This window comes from Amycolatopsis sp. NPDC021455 (assembly GCF_040640995.1).
In the GTDB taxonomy this organism is placed as follows: domain Bacteria; phylum Actinomycetota; class Actinomycetes; order Mycobacteriales; family Pseudonocardiaceae; genus Amycolatopsis.
On the sequence record NZ_JBFACT010000017.1, the window covers coordinates 99,733 to 115,653 of the forward strand.

10 protein-coding genes and 1 pseudogene are annotated in these 15,921 nt (G+C 71.5%); 6 read left to right on the plus strand and 5 right to left on the minus strand.

Annotated features, from left to right (window positions below; translation table 11 throughout):
* Positions 1–123 precede the first annotated feature (123 nt).
* Entirely contained in the window at positions 124–3,867 is a 3,744-nt protein-coding gene (locus AB0G28_RS21505; RefSeq protein ID WP_361091411.1) for a hypothetical protein, read from the minus strand.
* Positions 3,868–3,887: 20 nt separating this feature from the next.
* Positions 3,888–5,882: an RICIN domain-containing protein gene (locus AB0G28_RS21510; RefSeq protein WP_361091414.1), complete on the minus strand. Its 1,995-nt coding sequence runs from the start codon at positions 5,880–5,882 to the stop codon at positions 3,888–3,890.
* 289 nt (positions 5,883–6,171) lie between these two features.
* Between AB0G28_RS21510 and AB0G28_RS21515 the strand changes: the two genes are divergently transcribed.
* Together AB0G28_RS21515 and AB0G28_RS21520 are read left to right on the plus strand one after the other, a co-directional pair.
* Positions 6,172–8,931, plus strand: a complete 2,760-nt coding sequence (locus AB0G28_RS21515; protein ID WP_361091417.1) for a BTAD domain-containing putative transcriptional regulator — start codon at positions 6,172–6,174, stop codon at positions 8,929–8,931.
* A gap of 285 nt (positions 8,932–9,216) precedes the next feature.
* Positions 9,217–10,401 carry a cytochrome P450 gene (locus AB0G28_RS21520; protein ID WP_361091420.1) on the plus strand — a complete coding sequence of 395 codons (1,185 nt, stop codon included), beginning with the start codon at positions 9,217–9,219 and terminating at the stop codon, positions 10,399–10,401.
* Between the two features lie 328 nt (positions 10,402–10,729).
* On the opposite strand, the gene AB0G28_RS21525 is transcribed toward AB0G28_RS21520, so the two are convergent.
* On the minus strand, positions 10,730–11,554 hold the full coding sequence (locus AB0G28_RS21525; RefSeq protein ID WP_361091423.1) for a cytochrome P450: 825 nt from the start codon (positions 11,552–11,554) through the stop codon (positions 10,730–10,732).
* An 8-nt stretch (positions 11,555–11,562) separates the two neighbouring features.
* Between AB0G28_RS21525 and AB0G28_RS21530 the strand changes: the two genes are divergently transcribed.
* The gene (locus tag AB0G28_RS21530) at positions 11,563–11,721 is read left to right on the plus strand and encodes a helix-turn-helix domain-containing protein (protein WP_361091507.1); all 159 of its coding nucleotides are present in this window, start codon (positions 11,563–11,565) and stop codon (positions 11,719–11,721) included.
* Between the two features lie 24 nt (positions 11,722–11,745).
* Here the strand turns inward: AB0G28_RS21530 and AB0G28_RS21535 are convergent, their stop codons facing one another.
* On the minus strand, positions 11,746–12,174 hold the full coding sequence (locus tag AB0G28_RS21535) for a nitroreductase family deazaflavin-dependent oxidoreductase (protein WP_361091426.1): 429 nt from the start codon (positions 12,172–12,174) through the stop codon (positions 11,746–11,748).
* A 17-nt stretch (positions 12,175–12,191) separates the two neighbouring features.
* Positions 12,192–12,665 (minus strand): VOC family protein, encoded by a 474-nt coding sequence (locus AB0G28_RS21540; protein WP_361091429.1) that lies wholly within the window; start codon positions 12,663–12,665, stop codon positions 12,192–12,194.
* A 144-nt stretch (positions 12,666–12,809) separates the two neighbouring features.
* On the opposite strand from AB0G28_RS21540, the gene AB0G28_RS21545 reads away from it, so the two are divergent.
* The 3 genes and pseudogenes from AB0G28_RS21545 to AB0G28_RS21555 form a co-directional block, all read left to right on the plus strand.
* Complete coding sequence (locus AB0G28_RS21545; RefSeq protein ID WP_361091432.1) at positions 12,810–13,391, plus strand: LLM class flavin-dependent oxidoreductase; 582 nt, start codon at positions 12,810–12,812, stop codon at positions 13,389–13,391.
* The gene (locus tag AB0G28_RS21550) at positions 13,295–14,269 is read left to right on the plus strand and encodes a GPP34 family phosphoprotein (protein ID WP_361091435.1); all 975 of its coding nucleotides are present in this window, start codon (positions 13,295–13,297) and stop codon (positions 14,267–14,269) included. Before AB0G28_RS21545 ends, AB0G28_RS21550 begins: the two co-directional genes overlap by 97 nt.
* A 216-nt stretch (positions 14,270–14,485) precedes the next feature.
* Positions 14,486–15,085, plus strand: a pseudogene (locus tag AB0G28_RS21555) (sigma-70 family RNA polymerase sigma factor); the annotation flags it as partial.
* Positions 15,086–15,921: the final 836 nt, after the last annotated feature.

Genomic DNA, 15,921 nt, shown 5'->3' on the forward strand with positions numbered 1-15,921 from the left:
GGCTGAAATCTCACAGTCCCCAGGCGAGAACGCCGCTGAACGGCTGTCGAACCGAGGCGTTCGTACAGCAACCAGGCGGCGAGCGCCCGCGCCACGCGCGAGCGCTCGCCTTGCCGACCGGGGTCAGCTCAGGAAGAAGGCGTACGGCTCGTAGCGCCGGACGAGGTCCTTCAGCTGGGTGATCTGGTCGGCGCGCAGCCCGACGGTGTCGACGAGTACGTAGTTCGCCTTGCTGCCCTGGTGGGTGTTGATCGCCTGGCGTACCTGCTCGGCGATGTTCTGCGCGTTGAAGGTGTTCGGGTCGAACGGCCCCAGCACGCTGTACGTCATGCCGTCGGCGCCGACCCAGGCCGGTCCGGAACGCAGCGGCCAGCGGAACAGCTTGACTCCGAACTGGTTCTGGATCGCGACGGCGAGATCCTGCTGGTGCTGCTGGAAAGCGCCGCCGAGGTTGGGGTCCATGCCCAGCCGCTGCAACCGGTCCGCCTCGCCCATCCCGGCGAACTTGCCCGCCTCCTCCGCGACGAGCGCCTCCTTCGTCTGATCGAGGAGCACCTCCCGCCACTGATCCCAGCCTTCGCCCCAGAACGCCAGCTCGGGTCCGTTGATCAGGGCCAGCACGCCGATCTTCTGCCACGTGGTGGCGGCCAGCTCGGAGAGTTGCTCGGTCAGTGCGCCCCACGGCAGGATCGCCGCGTCCGCGGCGCCGCCACAGAGTTCGCCGAGTCCAAGGCACGTCAGCGCGGCTTCGAAGATCAGCTCACCGCCGGCGACCGCGGTGACGATCTGCGACACGGTGTTGACCTGGGACAGGAACTGATCGGTCATGAACGTCGGCGACAGCGCGTCGGCGGCGCAGTTGTCCAGATACTTCCCCGGGCCGTTCAAGGTCGCGCAGAACATGCCGCGGCTGTAGATGTGCTGTAAACGGTGTTCGGGGTCCTCACCGGCGAACCGCAGGCAGTCCGCATACGCCTTCTGCCCGCCGACTTCCTTGTTGGCTTCGCACGCCTGGGACATGTCCGAAGCCTGCTTCGACCGCTCGTCATTGACCTTCTGCACCGCCACGTCGCGGGCCGCGTTGGCGGCGTCGATCGCCGCGATCGTGTCCTTGCCCGCCGCGACCGCCGAGTCGTAGGCCGAGTGCCAGGCCGCCACCGCCCGGTTGGCGAAGCCATACGCCTGGTTCGCGGACACGTTGGCCCGCACCGCGAAGTGCTGTGCCTGCTTGGCGGACTGCTCCGCTCGCTGAGCGGCCTGCCGGGCCGCGGTGGCCGATGCCTGCGCGTCCTTGGCCGACTGCTCCGCCTTCACCGCCGACTCGTGGGCCTGGGCGGCATAGTCCGCGGCCTGCTTGGCCGCGTCCTTGGCCTGCTGGGCCCACTGCGCCGCCTGGTCGGCCGCGTTCCGGGCGATCGCGGCAACCTGCTGAGCGGTGTCGGCGTCCGCGGTCGCCGTGGCCGCGGCGCTCGCCGCCTGCTGGAGATGGCCCAGCACCTCGGCTTCGTGGTCGGCGGCCTCCTTGTCGTGGCGGATCGAGAGGTACTGGCCGACCTGGACGAACTGGTGCAGGTACCCGGCGGGGCCGTCCAACGCGGCCTGCGCCATGCCCTTCGTCTCCGGGCCGGTGTTCGGATCCGCGATCAGCTGGTTGGCGACCAGCCGGTCGTCGTTGGCCGCGGCGGTGTACTGCTTGGTCATGACGAAGTCGTGCAGTGCCGCGTCGGTGCCGGCGTCCAGCGCCTTCTGCCCCTCCGCCTTCACCGCCGGACCGCCGGCCGCCATGATCTGGTTGGTCTGGATCCGCTCGTCCTTGGCGCGGTCCGGGTACGCCGGGTTCAGCAGGAAGGCGTGCACTCCCGCGTCCGGCCCCATGGTCACGTTGTCGATGGCGGCCCGGAGTCCGTCGGTGCCGTTGTCGCCGACGGTCTGCAGCGTCTCGCGGTCGTCCTGCGCCGCCGCGATGTTCACGCCGTCGCGCACGTACGCCACGGCCTCGGCGTCCGTGGCGGCCAACGTGGCCAACGCCGCCGATCTGCTCCACGGGCCGCCCGACGTGGCCAGCCGGAGGGCCACCTTGCGTGCGTCGGCGACGACCACCGCCGGCGCGGTGCCGGCGGTGTTCGCCTCGGCGATCAGGCGGGTGCTCTCGGCGTCCCGCTTGGTGTCCTGCGGCGCGTCCCACGCCGCGTCGAAGTGCAGCTGATCGGCGCCGGCCTTGGCCGCGATCGCGGCGTCGTCGGCCTGGCCGACGTTGGTCGCGATGCGGGCGGCTTCCGCCCGCGCCGCGGCGGCGTGGATCTGCTGGGCCTGTGCCGCGGCGTCGGTCGCACGCTGAGCGGCCGCCGAGGCGGCGTTCGCGTGCTCGGTCGCCTCCTTCGCCGCGTCGGCGGCGTGCCCGGCGTGTTCGGCGGCGTCGTCGGCCGCCGCCGCGGCCGCGACCGCATCGGCCGCCGCCCGTTGCGCCGCGTCCCTCGACGCGAACGCCGCGTTGGCGGCGACCTGGGCGAAGGCCTGGGCGGCGTTGGCCGCCGAGTCGGCCCGGACGGCCTGCGCGCGTGCCTGCCTCGCGGCGGCCTCGGCGGCGCCGGCGTCCGCACCGGCCCGCTTGGCGAATGTCACGGAGTCGGTCGCCGCCTTCGCGGCCGCCGACGCGTGGCCGCTCGCGTCGCGGGCGGCCCCCGCCGCGTTGTACGCCTGCTGCGCCGCCTGACCGGCCGCGTTGGCGGCGTCGGCGGCCTGGCCGGCCCCCGTGGCGACGTCCCGTGCGGCCTGCGCGGCCTGCCGTGCGGCGGCGGCCTTGCCGGCGTCGCCCGCCGCCGCGGCGGCGGCCTGCTGGGCTCGTGACGCCGCTCCGCCGGCGAGCGACGCGGCGTTCGCCGCCCGGGCGGCGGCCGACGCCGCACCCCGGGCCGCGGTGCCGGCGGCGTTCGCCGCACCGATCGCCACCCGGGCCGCGTCGGCGGCGTGGTTGGCGGCGTCGGCCGCCCGGTTGGCCGCCGCCGCGGCGTCGTTGGCGTTGTTCTGGGCGCTTTCCGTCGCCCTCGCGGAAGCCTCCGCGGCCTGCCGCGCCATTTCGGCCTCGACGACCGCGCGCTGGGCCGCGTCCTTGGCCGCCTGGGTCTGTTGCGCCGCCACGGCCCCGGCGTCCTTGGCCACCGCGGCCAGTTGTGCGACGCTCGCCGTCTCCTGGTCACGTGCCTGGGCGACCGCCAGTTCGGTGTTGAGGAACCGCGCGTAGGCATCGGGCGTGCCGGCGTCGAGCGCGACCTGTGCCGCCGCCTTGACCGCGTTGCCGCCACCGGCCATCAGCTGGTTGATCCGGATCCGGGTGTCGAGCATCCACGGGTTCACCCAGCCGTCCTGCAGGAACTTGCGCAACGCCTCGGCGGACCCGTCGTCCAGCGCCTTCTGGCCCGCCGCACGCTCGAGCGGGCCGCCGGCCGCGATCACCTGGTTGACCTGGAGCCGCTCGTCCTGTTCCGACGGGCCCTGCCACCCGTTCTCCAGGAACCCGGCCAGCGCGCCGGGATCGGCCGCGTCGAGCGCGCTCTGCGCCGCCGCCCCGACCGCCGGGCCACCGGAGGAAATGACCCGGTTGACCGCGATCCGCCGGTCGATCCGCGCGGCCGCGTCCAGGCCGTGCGCGAGGAAGTCCGCCACCGCGGCGTCCGTCCCGGCCAGTGCCCGTTCCGCGCCCGCCTTCACCCGCGGACCGCCCGTCTGCCACAGCATCAGCACCGTGGCTCGCGGCGAGGCCGCCGCGCCGGGCGGCGGAGTGTCCGCATGCGCGGCCGGCACCTCCGCTGCCGCCGCCGTCAGGCACACGCCGAGCACGGCTACCAGCAATCGTCTTGCCGAAAACATGGTGTTCCCTCCTTCGCGGTTCACGAGCCGGCGGTCAGCTGCAGCAGCGTCGTGGGCGCCGCGCCCGGGCCGGTGCCCTGGCCGACCTGGGTGCTGCCGCTGGGATTGACGTCCACAGTGGACTGAGTGCCGGCGTCCGTGGTGAGCTTGGCCTTGACTTTGTGGCCGGCCCCGGGGACGTAGCCGTCGCCGCGGATCTCGAACACGGCGGGGATCTTCACCTGCACCGTGCCGCTCGACGCCGTGATCTTGAAGCAGACCACGCCGTCGTGCTTCGTGCCGACGGACTCCGACGAGTGCACCTGCAGCAGGCCGATGTCACCGGTGCGCGGGGTGGCGCAGTCGGCGAACAGGATGTGGCCGTCGCCCGAGATCAGCTTGACGCCGGTATCGGCGAAGATCCGGTCCGCTCCGGGGTAGCCGAAGTCCTCGACCAGCGAGGGCTGCCCGTCGGCCGCGGTCCGGGCCGGCCCGCTCTGCGCTCCCGTGGTCCCCGCGGGGAACCGGACGACGTCCCAGGTCTGGTTGTCGCCGGCCGTGGCACAGTCCGCCTGCGCCGGCCGGTTGCCGTTGACGTTGTCCCCGGCGAGCGCCAGGCAGCGGCCGGTGCCGCGGTTGCGGAGCTGGACCCCGCCCTTGACCGGGGTCAGGTCCCAGAGCTGGTCGGCGAACTGCGGCATGCAGTCGAACTGGACCGCGAGCGCCGCGCTGTCGCCCGCGTGCACGATGAGACAGCGTTTGGTCGCGTGGTTGCGCACCAGGAACCCGCCGCCCGCGTGCGGCTCGATCTCCCACGCCTGGTCCGGATACGCGGGCGGGCAGTCGAACTGGAAGGCCGGGGCGTCGTTCACGTTGTTCGCTTCCTGAACGGCGAGGCAACGCTGGGTGCCGCGATTGCGCACCTGCGTCGTCTCCGGAACGCCGGTCAGGTCCCAGACCTGATCGTCGTAGGCGGGCGGGCAGTCGAACTGGAACGCGCGAGCGGCGTTGACGTTGTCGGCGCCCTCGACCGCCAGGCAGCGGCCGGTGCCGCGGTTGCGGAGCTGAAACCCGCCCTTGACCGGGTTCAGGTCCCAGAGCTGGTCGGCGAACTGCGGCGCGCAGCCGAACTGGACCGCGGGCGAGCCGTTCACGTTGCCGCCCGCATGGACGATCAAGCACCGCTTCGTGGCGTGGTTCCGCACCAGCACCCCGCCTCCGGCGACCGGTTCCACCTCCCACGACTGGTCTTCGTACGCGGGCGGGCAGTCGAACTGGAAGGCGGGAGCGTCGTTCACGTTCCGCGCCCCTTCGACCGCGAGGCACCGCTGCGTCGCCCGGTTCACCAGGCGCAGCACCTTCGGCTTGACCTGCTCGCCGATCCAGCCGGCGATGTCGTCCACCCGGACGGCGGTGGTGCCCTGCCGGGTCTCGGCGCTGTCGAGGCACCCGTGCTGCCACCCGGTGACCGCGATCCCGGCGAGTTCGGCTTGGCCGCCGGCCTGGCGCAGCACCGGGCCGCCCGCGTCGCCGCGGCAGAGGTCGTTGCCCGCCGCGTTCGCCAGCGTGACCGTCGTGGCCGAGGACGTCCCCACGGTGACCGGCGACGACGCGAGCCGGTCGGGCACCCATTCCGTCGTCGTCCGCCCGAAGCCCTCGGCCTTCAGCGTCTCACCGGCCGAGGGCGCCACGGTCCCGACCCGCACCGGCGCGACGCCGTCGATCGGGTAGGTCAGCTCGACCAGGGCCAGGTCGCGGTCGGTCCGGGGCACCACCTGCGCGATGTGCCGGCTCTCGGCGCCGACGGCGACCGACGCCGTGTCCACGCCCGACGGCAGGCAGGACGCCGCCGTGACGATCCACTGCGGATCGATCAGCGCGCCGCCGCAGGCGTGGCCCTCGCTGGTGATCCGCGCCGCGAACCGGTCCGAGTCCGCCGGCACCGGTTCACCACCGGCGACCGCGTCCGCCGTCGCCGGAGCGACCAGCCCTCCGCACACGGCGAACGCGGCCGCGGCCGCGGCCACCACCGTCATTCTTCGGCGACCGGGCACGATCCGCGCCCGCGGCACCACCCGGCGATTCGCTCTCGACAGTCGGTTTCGCATGGTCGATATCCCCTCGTGGAACGTAGGCACAGCCGGTGCTCGACGGCGATCGGGTTCCGCTCGTCACGAAGAACGACAACCGGCCGCGGCCGGCCGTCCCTTCTCCATGGCGGTCAACTCGGACAGATCCTCGTGTACCTTTCTTGTGGGTTTCTGCAATTCGCCGGTCGACAGGACTCCTGTCCGGATCGGGACGCGAGGCAGGGGGCGGAACACCGTGCTGCGGCTCGGACTGCTGGGTGATGTCACCGCGCACCTGGACGGCAGGCCGATCGACCTCGGCCCGGCCAAGCAGCGGTGCGTCCTGGCGGCCCTGGCCGTGGAGGCCGGCCGGCTGATCCCCGCGGAACGGCTGATCACGCGCGTGTGGGGACCGGACGCGCCGGACCGGGCGCGCGGCACGCTGCACAGCTACATCTCCCGCTTGCGGCATGCGCTCGCGGTTGCCGGGCAGACGGACATCATCAGGCGCTCGGGTGGGTACTCACTGCAGGCCGACGGCATGGACGTGGACGTCGCCCGGTTCCGTGACCTGTGCACCCGTGCCCGCTCAGCGGGACACGAACACGCGACGGCGCTGCTCACCGAAGCTCTGGAGCTGTGGCGCGGCGAGGCACTCACCGGGCTCGCCGGCAGCTGGGTGGAAGCCACGCGCGAAGAACTGCGTGCGGAGCGGCTCGCCGCCGAACACGACCTCGCCGACGCCCGGCTGGAACTCGGCGAAGGCCGGGAGCTCACTGCCTGGCTGGCCACGCGAGCCGCGCAGGACCCCCTGGACGAACGAGTGGCCGGTCAGTACCTGCTCGCGCTGTACCGCGCCGGACGGCCGGCCGACGCGCTGGCGCACTACCGGACTGTTCGCAGTCACCTGGCGAACGAAGTGGGCGCCGATCCCGGCGCCGCGCTCCAAGACCTGCACCGACGGATCCTCGAGGCGGATCCCACGCTGAGCACGGTGACGGCCGGACCTGGCGGCACACCCGTCCCCCGGCAGCTGCCCCTGACGCCGGCGCCGTTCGTCGGACGGGACACCGAACTGGACCGCCTCGGCGAATTCCTGCGGGACACCGCCGCCGCGACCGTGGTGATCTCGGCCGTCTCCGGGGCCGGTGGCATCGGCAAGACCTCGCTGGCGCTGCACTGGGCGCACCGGCACGCTCACCGCTTCCCCGACGGGCAGCTCTTCGTCGATCTGCGCGGGTTCGGGCACGAAGGCACGCCGATGAGCCCGGAGGTGGCCATCCGCGGCTTCCTCGAAGCTCTCGGCGTCGAACCCGCCCGGGTACCCGGCCTCCCGCACGCCCAGGCCGCGCTGTTCCGGAGTCTGGTCGCCGGCAAGCGAATGCTGGTCGTCCTGGACAACGCCGTCGACACCAGCCAGGTCACGCCCTTGCTGCCCGGCGACGGTTCGAGTCTCGTCGTGGTCACCAGCCGCAACCGTCTGCCCGGACTGATCACCGGCTACGGCGCCCGCCACCTGGCGCTCGACGTGCTCCTCGACGCCGAAGCGCGTGCCCTTCTCACCGACCGGCTCGGCCCGGCCCGGATCACCGCCGAACCGGACGCCGTGACGGACCTCGTGCGGCTGTGCGGCGGTTACCCCCTGGCGTTGAGCATCGTCGCCGGCCACGCGACCGTCCATCCCGAACGGCCGCTCACCGTCCTCGTCGCCGAACTGCGGGAAAAGGGGACGAGTGCGCTCGGCGACGAGGACCCGATCGCCAGTCTTCCCACGGTCCTCTCGTGGTCCCGCCAAGCACTCCCCGGCGACATCGCGCACGCGTTCGCCCTCATCGGCACGGCGCCCGCACCCCATGTCAGCCTGCACGCGGCAGCCAACGTCCTGGGCCGGTCGCCCGGCGAGACCGCGGATATCCTCGACGCCCTCGAACAGGCCTCCTTGCTCACGCGGGAGTCCGGCGGCCGGTACCGGATGCACGACCTCATCCGCCAGTACGCGGCCGAAACCGCGGAAGAGCCCGCTGCCCGCGAGGCGCTGCGCCGGGTCCTCGGCTACTTCCTGCACACCGCCTGCGCCGCCGAGAAGCTCCTGTCGCCCCAACGCCGGCACCTCACCCCCGCGCCCGCGGTCCCCGGCTGCCGGTTCCCGCGGCTGCCGGACGACGAATCCGCCGCGGCCTGGTTCGACGAGGAACACCCGTGCCTGCTCGGCGCCCAGCAGGCCGCCGCCGCGCACGGCCACCACGACGTCGTCTGGCAACTCGCCTGGGCGATGAACACCTACCACTACCGGCGCGGCCTCCTCCACGACGAGCTCACCGTCTGGCAGGCCGGGCTCACCGCCACCCGGCAACTGGCCGATCCGGCGGCCGAGACGCAAGCCCATCGCTACCTGGGCCGGGTGCTCGGCAGGCTCAACCGGCTCGACGAAGCACTCGACCACGTCTACCGCGCCCTCACCCTCGCCGAATCCCACGCCGACCGCCCGGAACAGGCGGCCATCCACGGCACGCTCGCCCAGCTCTGGACCCAGCGCGGCGACGACCACAAAGCCCTCGGGCACATGACGGACACCCTCGCCCTCTTCCGCGAACTGGGGGACGAGATCCGCGAAGCGCATTCCCTCAACAACCTCGGCTGGCTCACCGCCCGGCTCGGCGATCACGAAAACGCACTCGAGCACTGCCGGACCGCGCTCGAACTGCACCGCAAGCACCACTACCGCGACGGCGAAGGGCACGCCCTCGACAACCTCGGCTACATCCACCACCGCAAGGGAGAGGCGGCGAGCGCCATCGGGTACTACGAGCAGTCGCTCGCCCTCCGCCGGGAGCTCGGAGACTCCTACCAGGAAGCCAACACCCTCGACAGCATCGGCCAGGCCCACGCCGCCGCCGGCGACGAAGCTCGCGCCCGCACCGCGTGGCGACACGCATTGCAGCTCTTCCGCGCTCAGCACCGCACCGAAGATGCCCAGCGCGTCCAGAACCAGCTGGACAAGACCGTCGTCCGGTGACCGGCAGGCGTTGGGACGTCGACTTCGCCGACGCGCCGGAGAACGTGCCCGCGGAGACCTGGTCCGCCGGGGACCGTGCAGCCGCCGCGGCCGGGCGACGTCGCCGGTTATCGAGGCATCGGCCCGGTACGCGGTGGCGTGCGGTGCCGCAGCCGATACCGGGACGCCACGGCCGCAACACCACGCTGTAGCCGAACACTTCGATCGCCTTCTGGCGAGGCGGACTTGCGCCGATCAGCGGTTTTCCGGGCCAGGTTCTCCCGATACACCCGAAGGGTGAGCGGTATGACGCATCTCGAGCCCGTCACCTATCCGTTCGGCGCGGCGGCGGGGCTGGACATCGACCCCGCCTACGCGAAGGCACGCGAAACCCCCGGAATGATCCGGATCCAGCTGCCCTACGGTGAGCCCGCGTGGCTGGCCGTCCGCTACGACGACGTCCGGCTCGTCGTGGGCGACCGGCGGTTCAGCCGTGCCATGGCCGTCGAGGCCGACGTGCCGCGAATGGGGCCCGTCAAGCTCGATGCCGGGATCATCGTGCAGGATCCGCCCGACCACACCCGGCTGCGCAAGCTGGTGGCCAAGGCGTTCACCGTGCGCCGGGTGACGCAGCTGCGGCCGCGGATCCGGGAACTGGCCGAAGAACTCGTGGACGCGATGGTGGCCCGGGGCAAGCCGGTCGATCTGGTGGAGCACTTCGCGTTGTCGCTGCCGGTCGCGGTGATCTGCGAGCTGATCGGGGTGCCGGTGGCCGACCGGCCGAAGTTCCGGGCGTGGAGCGACGCGTTCCTGTCCACCAACAAGACCACGGCGGAACAGTTCGCGGTCAACCGGGAAGGGTTCCGGGAGTACATGAGCGGGCTCGTCGCCGCCCGCCGCGCGGCGCCCGCCGACGACCTGATGACCGCGTTGATCGAGGCCCGTGACGAGCACGACCGGCTCTCCGAGCTCGAACTGACCGACATGTGCCTCGGGCTGCTGGTCGCCGGGCACGAAACCACCGCCTCGCACATCCCCAACTTCCTCGTCGTGCTGCAGGCGCACCCCGAGCGGCTGGCCGAGCTGCGGGCCGATCTCGACCTGGTGCCCACCGCCGTCGAGGAGCTGATGCGGTTCACGCCGCTGAGCTACGGACCCGGCTTCCCGCGCTACGCCACCGAAGACATCGAAGTGGGCGGGGTACTGGTGCGCGCGGGAGAACCCGTCGTGGTCGACTTCGCGGCCGCCGACCGGGATCCCCGGCAGTTCCCCGATCCCGACGAGCTGCGCTTCGACCGGGAGGAGAACCAGCACCTCGGCTTCGGGCACGGCGTGCACCACTGCCTCGGCGCGCCGTTGGCGAGGGTCGAGCTGCAGGAAGGACTGCGGGCGCTGCTCGGGAAGCTGCCCGGCCTGCACATCGCCGGGGAGATCGAGTGGAAGATCGAAATGCCGGTGCGCGGCGCCCAGCGGATGCCGATCGCGTGGTGACCCGCCGGGTACCCGATGAGATCGTCGACCTCGACGCCACGGACCGCGGTACAAGCGCCTGCTGGCCGATCCGCGCCTGAGCAACAACCTGGACCACCTGAGTCCCCGCGGTCGCGGCCGCCGGGGCACACGCGGGTCAGGTTCGTCCGCGCCGTCCTCGGCGGCTTCCGCGCACAACCCGGCTGGCCGGCCCTGCGCCGGACGATCACGGCGTGGTGCGAGTGCGGCCTCAACCTGGTCCGCGCGGCAGCCGAGCTGCGGCTCTAGAGCATCCACGTGGTCGCCCGGAGGCAGGATGATGTCCGGGCCGTCTCCGCCCACACACCGGTCACCAAGCGAGGGGTAGTGCGACGGGGGCGCGGACCGCCATCCCGCTCTTCCAGACCAGTTCGGCCTCCGGAACCGCAAGCCGGAGATCCGGAAAGCGGCTCAGCAGAGCGGTGAGTGCGGTCTGAATGTCCATTCTGGCCAGTGGGGAGCCGAGGCAGTGGTGGGCGCCGTGCCCGAAGCCGAGCTGGCCTCGGGCGTCGCGGGTGATGTCGAGCCGGTGGGGGTCGGGGTACCGGCGCCGGTCGCGGTTGGCGGCGTGCTTGGCCAGCAGCACCGGCTCGCCCGCCCGGACCGTGCCGCCGCTGAGCTCGACGTCCGCCACCGCGTACCGCGGCAGGACGTCGGCCACCGCGAGCAGCGGAACCCAGCGCGTCAGCTCCTCGACAGCGCCGGGCATCAGGTCGGGTCGATACCGCAGAAGGTCCAGCTGGTCGGGATGGGTCAGCAGGGCGTAGGTGAAGTTGACGATCTGGCTGGCGGTGGACTCGTAGCCGGCGGCGAGGATGACCATGGTCAGCTGGACCACCTCGTCCTCGGTGAGCCGGTCGCCCTCGTCCGAGGCGACCACCAGCGCGCCGAGCAGGTCGTCGGTCGGGTTCCGGCGGCGCTGGGCCGCGAGGTCGGCCAGGTAGGCGGCGAGCCGGCCGAGGTGCTCGCCGCGCTGCTCCGGGGTCAGCGCGGTGACCGACATCCACGCGCCGACCCAATCCCGGAACCGGTCGCGGTCGCCGTACGGCACACCGAGCAGTTCGCAGATCATCAAGCCGGGCAGCGGCACCGCCAGCGCCTCCGACAGGTCCGCCGGCGGCCCCGCCTTCACCATGTAACCGCATCCGCGCGCAGCTGGCCGACCCCGCCCTGGCCCGGCGGCCGGTCGCCAGCCTCGCCGCCGAGTGGGGAATCGCCGAAGCAAGCCACTTCAGCAAGCTGTTCCGCGCCGAGTTCGGCGTCTCGCCCAGAGAGTTCCGCGCCGCGGCTCTCGGCGGCTGAGCGGCAAACCGCCGGCCTGCCGCGCTATTCGCTCGCCCGCCCCTCCGCCGGGTGCAGCCTCACCACCGGGATGTCGCGGGAAGTCTTGCGCTGATAGGTCGCGTAGGGGGCGAACACGTCCACCAGGCTGGTCCACACGTCCGCTTTCTCCTCGCGGGACAGGACCCGGGCGCGGGCGGCGAACCGGTGGATGCCGACCCGCACCCGCACATCAGGGTTCTCCTGGATGCCGCGGTACCACAGTGGATGGTTGTCGGCGCCGCCGTTGGAGGCGACGACCAGGAACGATTCGCCGGATCGGCGGTAGATCAGCACGGTGCGACGCCACTGGCCGCTGCGCCGGCCCCGATAGTCCAGGAGCAGGCACGGCGCACCGCTGATCGTGGTCCCCCTGGTGCCACCCGATTCCTCGTACAGCCGAGCTTGCCCGGCCACCCACCCGACCGGGCTCATCCGCACCTCCGGCGAGGTCACGGGGTGCCGAACCAGGCGGCCTGCGCGGCTTCCAAGCCGGCAGCGGGTTGCCAGTCCTCGATGGGCTGGGAGAACTCCCACTGGTAACCGAACGGATCGAGGCACTCGAACACGCGGTCACCCCACGCCTCGTCCGCCGGCTCCGAGGTGATCGTGCAGCCGGCGCCGCGGCAGTACTCGTAGCTCGCCGCGAGGTCGTCCACGCCGAGGCCGATCGCCACGCCGAGCCCCCGAGGCCCGGCCTGGATCCGCCGTTCCCGTTCGCTGTCGGGAAACGGCATACCCACCAGGGCATCGACGATCAGCTGCACCTCACCCCGCCGCAGGATCGTCATCACCGGCCGGCCACCGGGCTCCGGCACGCTGCCGACCTCATCGAACCCGAACCCCCGGTAGAACCGCGCGGCAGCGGCCACGTCACCGACCCGCAGACCGACCCGAAAAGACGCCGCGACCACGGCCACCTCCATTTTAGTATGGCGTACGGAAACTCCGTGCGAACGCTACACGGCCGTGAGGAGAGTTGTCGAGGACTGCTTCCTCCGAGAGCGTGCGCCGGATCGAAGAGACGTCGTCGCGTTCCCGGCCGCAGTCACGCCAGCTCTCGTGCCGGGATGTCGGTGAACGCCCGGACGAACGAGGACCCGCAGTCCTGCGGAGTCCGCAGCGAGGCGATGATGTGCCCGTCGATGCTCAGCGGCGGATCGAGTGGCAACGCGCGGACCCGGCGCGCCGCGAACCCGGCCTACACCTCGCCGCTGCACCACACCCGCGAATACCTCACCGTGCTGCGCCCCTTGCTGAACGGCCGGCCCGTCCGCTTCGACGGCGAGTTCTTCACCGTCGACACCCGGCTCGGCATCACCGCCCCGGCCTCGAGTCTCCTCATGTCGGCACTCGGGCCACGCATGCTCGAACCGGCCCACGACCTCGCCGACGGCGTGGCCGCCGCCTGGGTCACACCGGACATGGTCGCCCGGCACATCGCCCCGCGCACCGCCCCGGCGCGCGCATCGTGGCCCAAGCCGTCACCCTGCTCAGCCCGGACCCCGACCGCGCCCGCGCCGGCTTCGCCGGACAACTCGCCACGGTCGGCCGGATGCCCGCCTACCGCGCCTCGCTCCAGCGCGCGGGACCCGCCAGCCCCGCCGACACACTGGTCATCGGAGACGGCACCACCGTCACCGACGCGGTGAAGCGCTATGAGGACGCCGGGGTGACCGACCTGATCGTCGTCCCGCTCAACGAGCGGAGCCGCACCTTGGACCTGCTGCTCCCCGGAGGTCGTGCGCCTTGCGCTACGATCCCCAACCCGCACCCGGAGGCACTGTTCGAGAAGAGCGGCCGGCATTTGCCGCACCGCGCGAAACAAGAGGACACGATGGATCATTCCCATGATCTCGGCCCGATGCCCGCCGCTCTTCTGCTGCTGACCCACGACGACAGCAAGGGGCGCGCCCGGCTCGGCGCCGAATTGCTGTCCTGCGGCCTGCTGACCACTCAACTCGCCGAGCTCGTCCTCTCGGGCAGGTTGGTCGTCCAACGCGATCGAACCGGTAGTCGGATGCAGCTTCGGCGCGAGGAAGAACATGCCAGGACGACGACCACGGAGACAGCGCTGGAACGGCTTGTGGTCGACCAGCTGAACCAGCTGGCGCAGACCGCGAATCCGACTGTCAAGCTGCTGTACAGAACAAGCGGAACACAGGCCTACGAAGTCGCACTCCGCCAGTTGGTGACCGACGGGATCATGACAGCCAGCACGGTGCGCACGATTCTCGGTCGTCGCCAGCAGGTATTTCGGACAGCGTCGGCATGGCACGCCAACAAACCACTCGCGTTGATCACCAAAACGCTGGAAGATCCGTCGCAGGCCGCCATCGGCGCCGGATTCATCATCTGCCTCCTGGATGAGCTCGGTTCGCCGGACCTGCTGCGCGGCCAGGGAATCAGCGGTGCGCGGCTGGCGCGAGTCGCGAACTCCCTCCGTCCGGCATTCCCGGCGCCGCTCGAATCCCTGCTCCAGCAACTGAGGGAAGCGGTCAACTCGATCGTCAACAGGGTCCGGCTCTGATCCACGGACCTGCCGCAACCGGACGGCCGCCCTGCCTTGACGAACAACCTGTTCGACGGAGGTGTCCTCGACGATGCCCGGATCGCCTCGCCGCGGCTGGCCGACGGCGCGTCGCCGCGTGCCTCCACGTAGCCGATCCCCAGCGTGAGAACCGACCGGCTATGGCCGGTTTGGTGTTCTAGAATCAGTGGCCGACGACGGAGATCGGTGGTAGGGATGGTCGACAGACAGGCTGAAAGCGTCGACCACTCGTGGGAACGGCTGAGCGGCACCGATCGGCAAAGATCCTACCTCCTGGCCGCCGGCACCGGCAGCCGCCCGGCATTGCAAGCCCTGATCGACGAGTTGACGCCGCTTGTCTGGCACGTGGCCAGGGGCAACCACCTCGACCGCGCGGCCGCCGAAAACGTCGTGCAGACGGTCTGGTTGCAGTTGTTCGACCATCTCGACCGGTTCACGGAGCCGCGTGCCCTCACTTCCTGGCTGATCACGACCGCCCGGCGCGAGTCTCGCCGTGCGGCCGAGCCGAGATCGCGTCCGATGCCGCTCACCGACGAGGTGACGGAAACCCTGATCTCCGCAGAGCCGGCACCCGAAGACGCCGTGTTGCGCGCGGAGCGCGATCGGCAGGTCTGGCGGGCGTTCAGCAAGCTCCCGGCACGGTGCCAGGAACTACTGCGGTTGACAGTGCTCGCCGGCCGCGTCGAGTACGGTGCGGTCGCCGATGCCCTGAGAATGCCGCGGGGCAGCGTCGGACCAACGCGGGCCCGGTGCATCGAACAATTGCGCGATCTTCTCGATGCCGAAAAAGCGGCCCGGCCGACGCGGGAAGAGGAACTTCCGGGCCGGCTGGACGCGCTGCTGGACCGAGCAGATCCGGCGCCCGACGGGCTCACCACCCGGACGGTCGTCGCCGCGGCCGCGGACGATACCGCGAAAAACCTCAGATCTCGGGCGATACCGGTCGCTCCCGAGCGGCGCGCCTCGGTGACGCTGGATCAAACCGTATTCGTCTATGTCGCCGGCGACGATCTACCGGCCGCGCAGAAACTGGCCGAGGCCATCACGGAGGTGCTCGCTCAGCACGAAATCGAGGCCGTCCCGGAAGGGCCTCCGGTGATCACGTCCTGGGCTCAACGGTTCAAGCTGCGGGTGAAGCGGACGACGAGCCGCTCCGAAGTCAAGCAACGCTTGCAGAAGGTCGAGCACGCCCTGGAAGTCGTCGCCCTCCAGAAGCCGATGAGCGAAGTGAACGCACAGCACGCCGAAGCGGTGAACAAGCTGCTGTCTTCGGCGGACAAGGTCGACAGCTTCGTGGCACTCGTCGGATCCATGTTGCTGGTGAAGCACACGGACGAAGCGGGCCGGGTCAACGCTTATGCGCAGACGCTCTCGGTCGCGCAGGTCCGCGCCCTGGAGAGCAACCAGCATCTGCTTAAGTCGCCCGTCGAGCTGCTTGCCCACTTGGAGACCCTGTCCTGTTCGGACGAGGTGCCGCCCGCGTCACCGAACCAGGAAGTGAACGGTGCGGTCCGGAGAGGAGCCGGCCACTCTGCCCGGCCGCAGCTGACGAACCCAGACCGGGTCAGGAGCACCAACAGCGATCTATAGCCGGTTCGGCAAGGCCCGGGCCGCCGGTAGCCGGCAGGTGA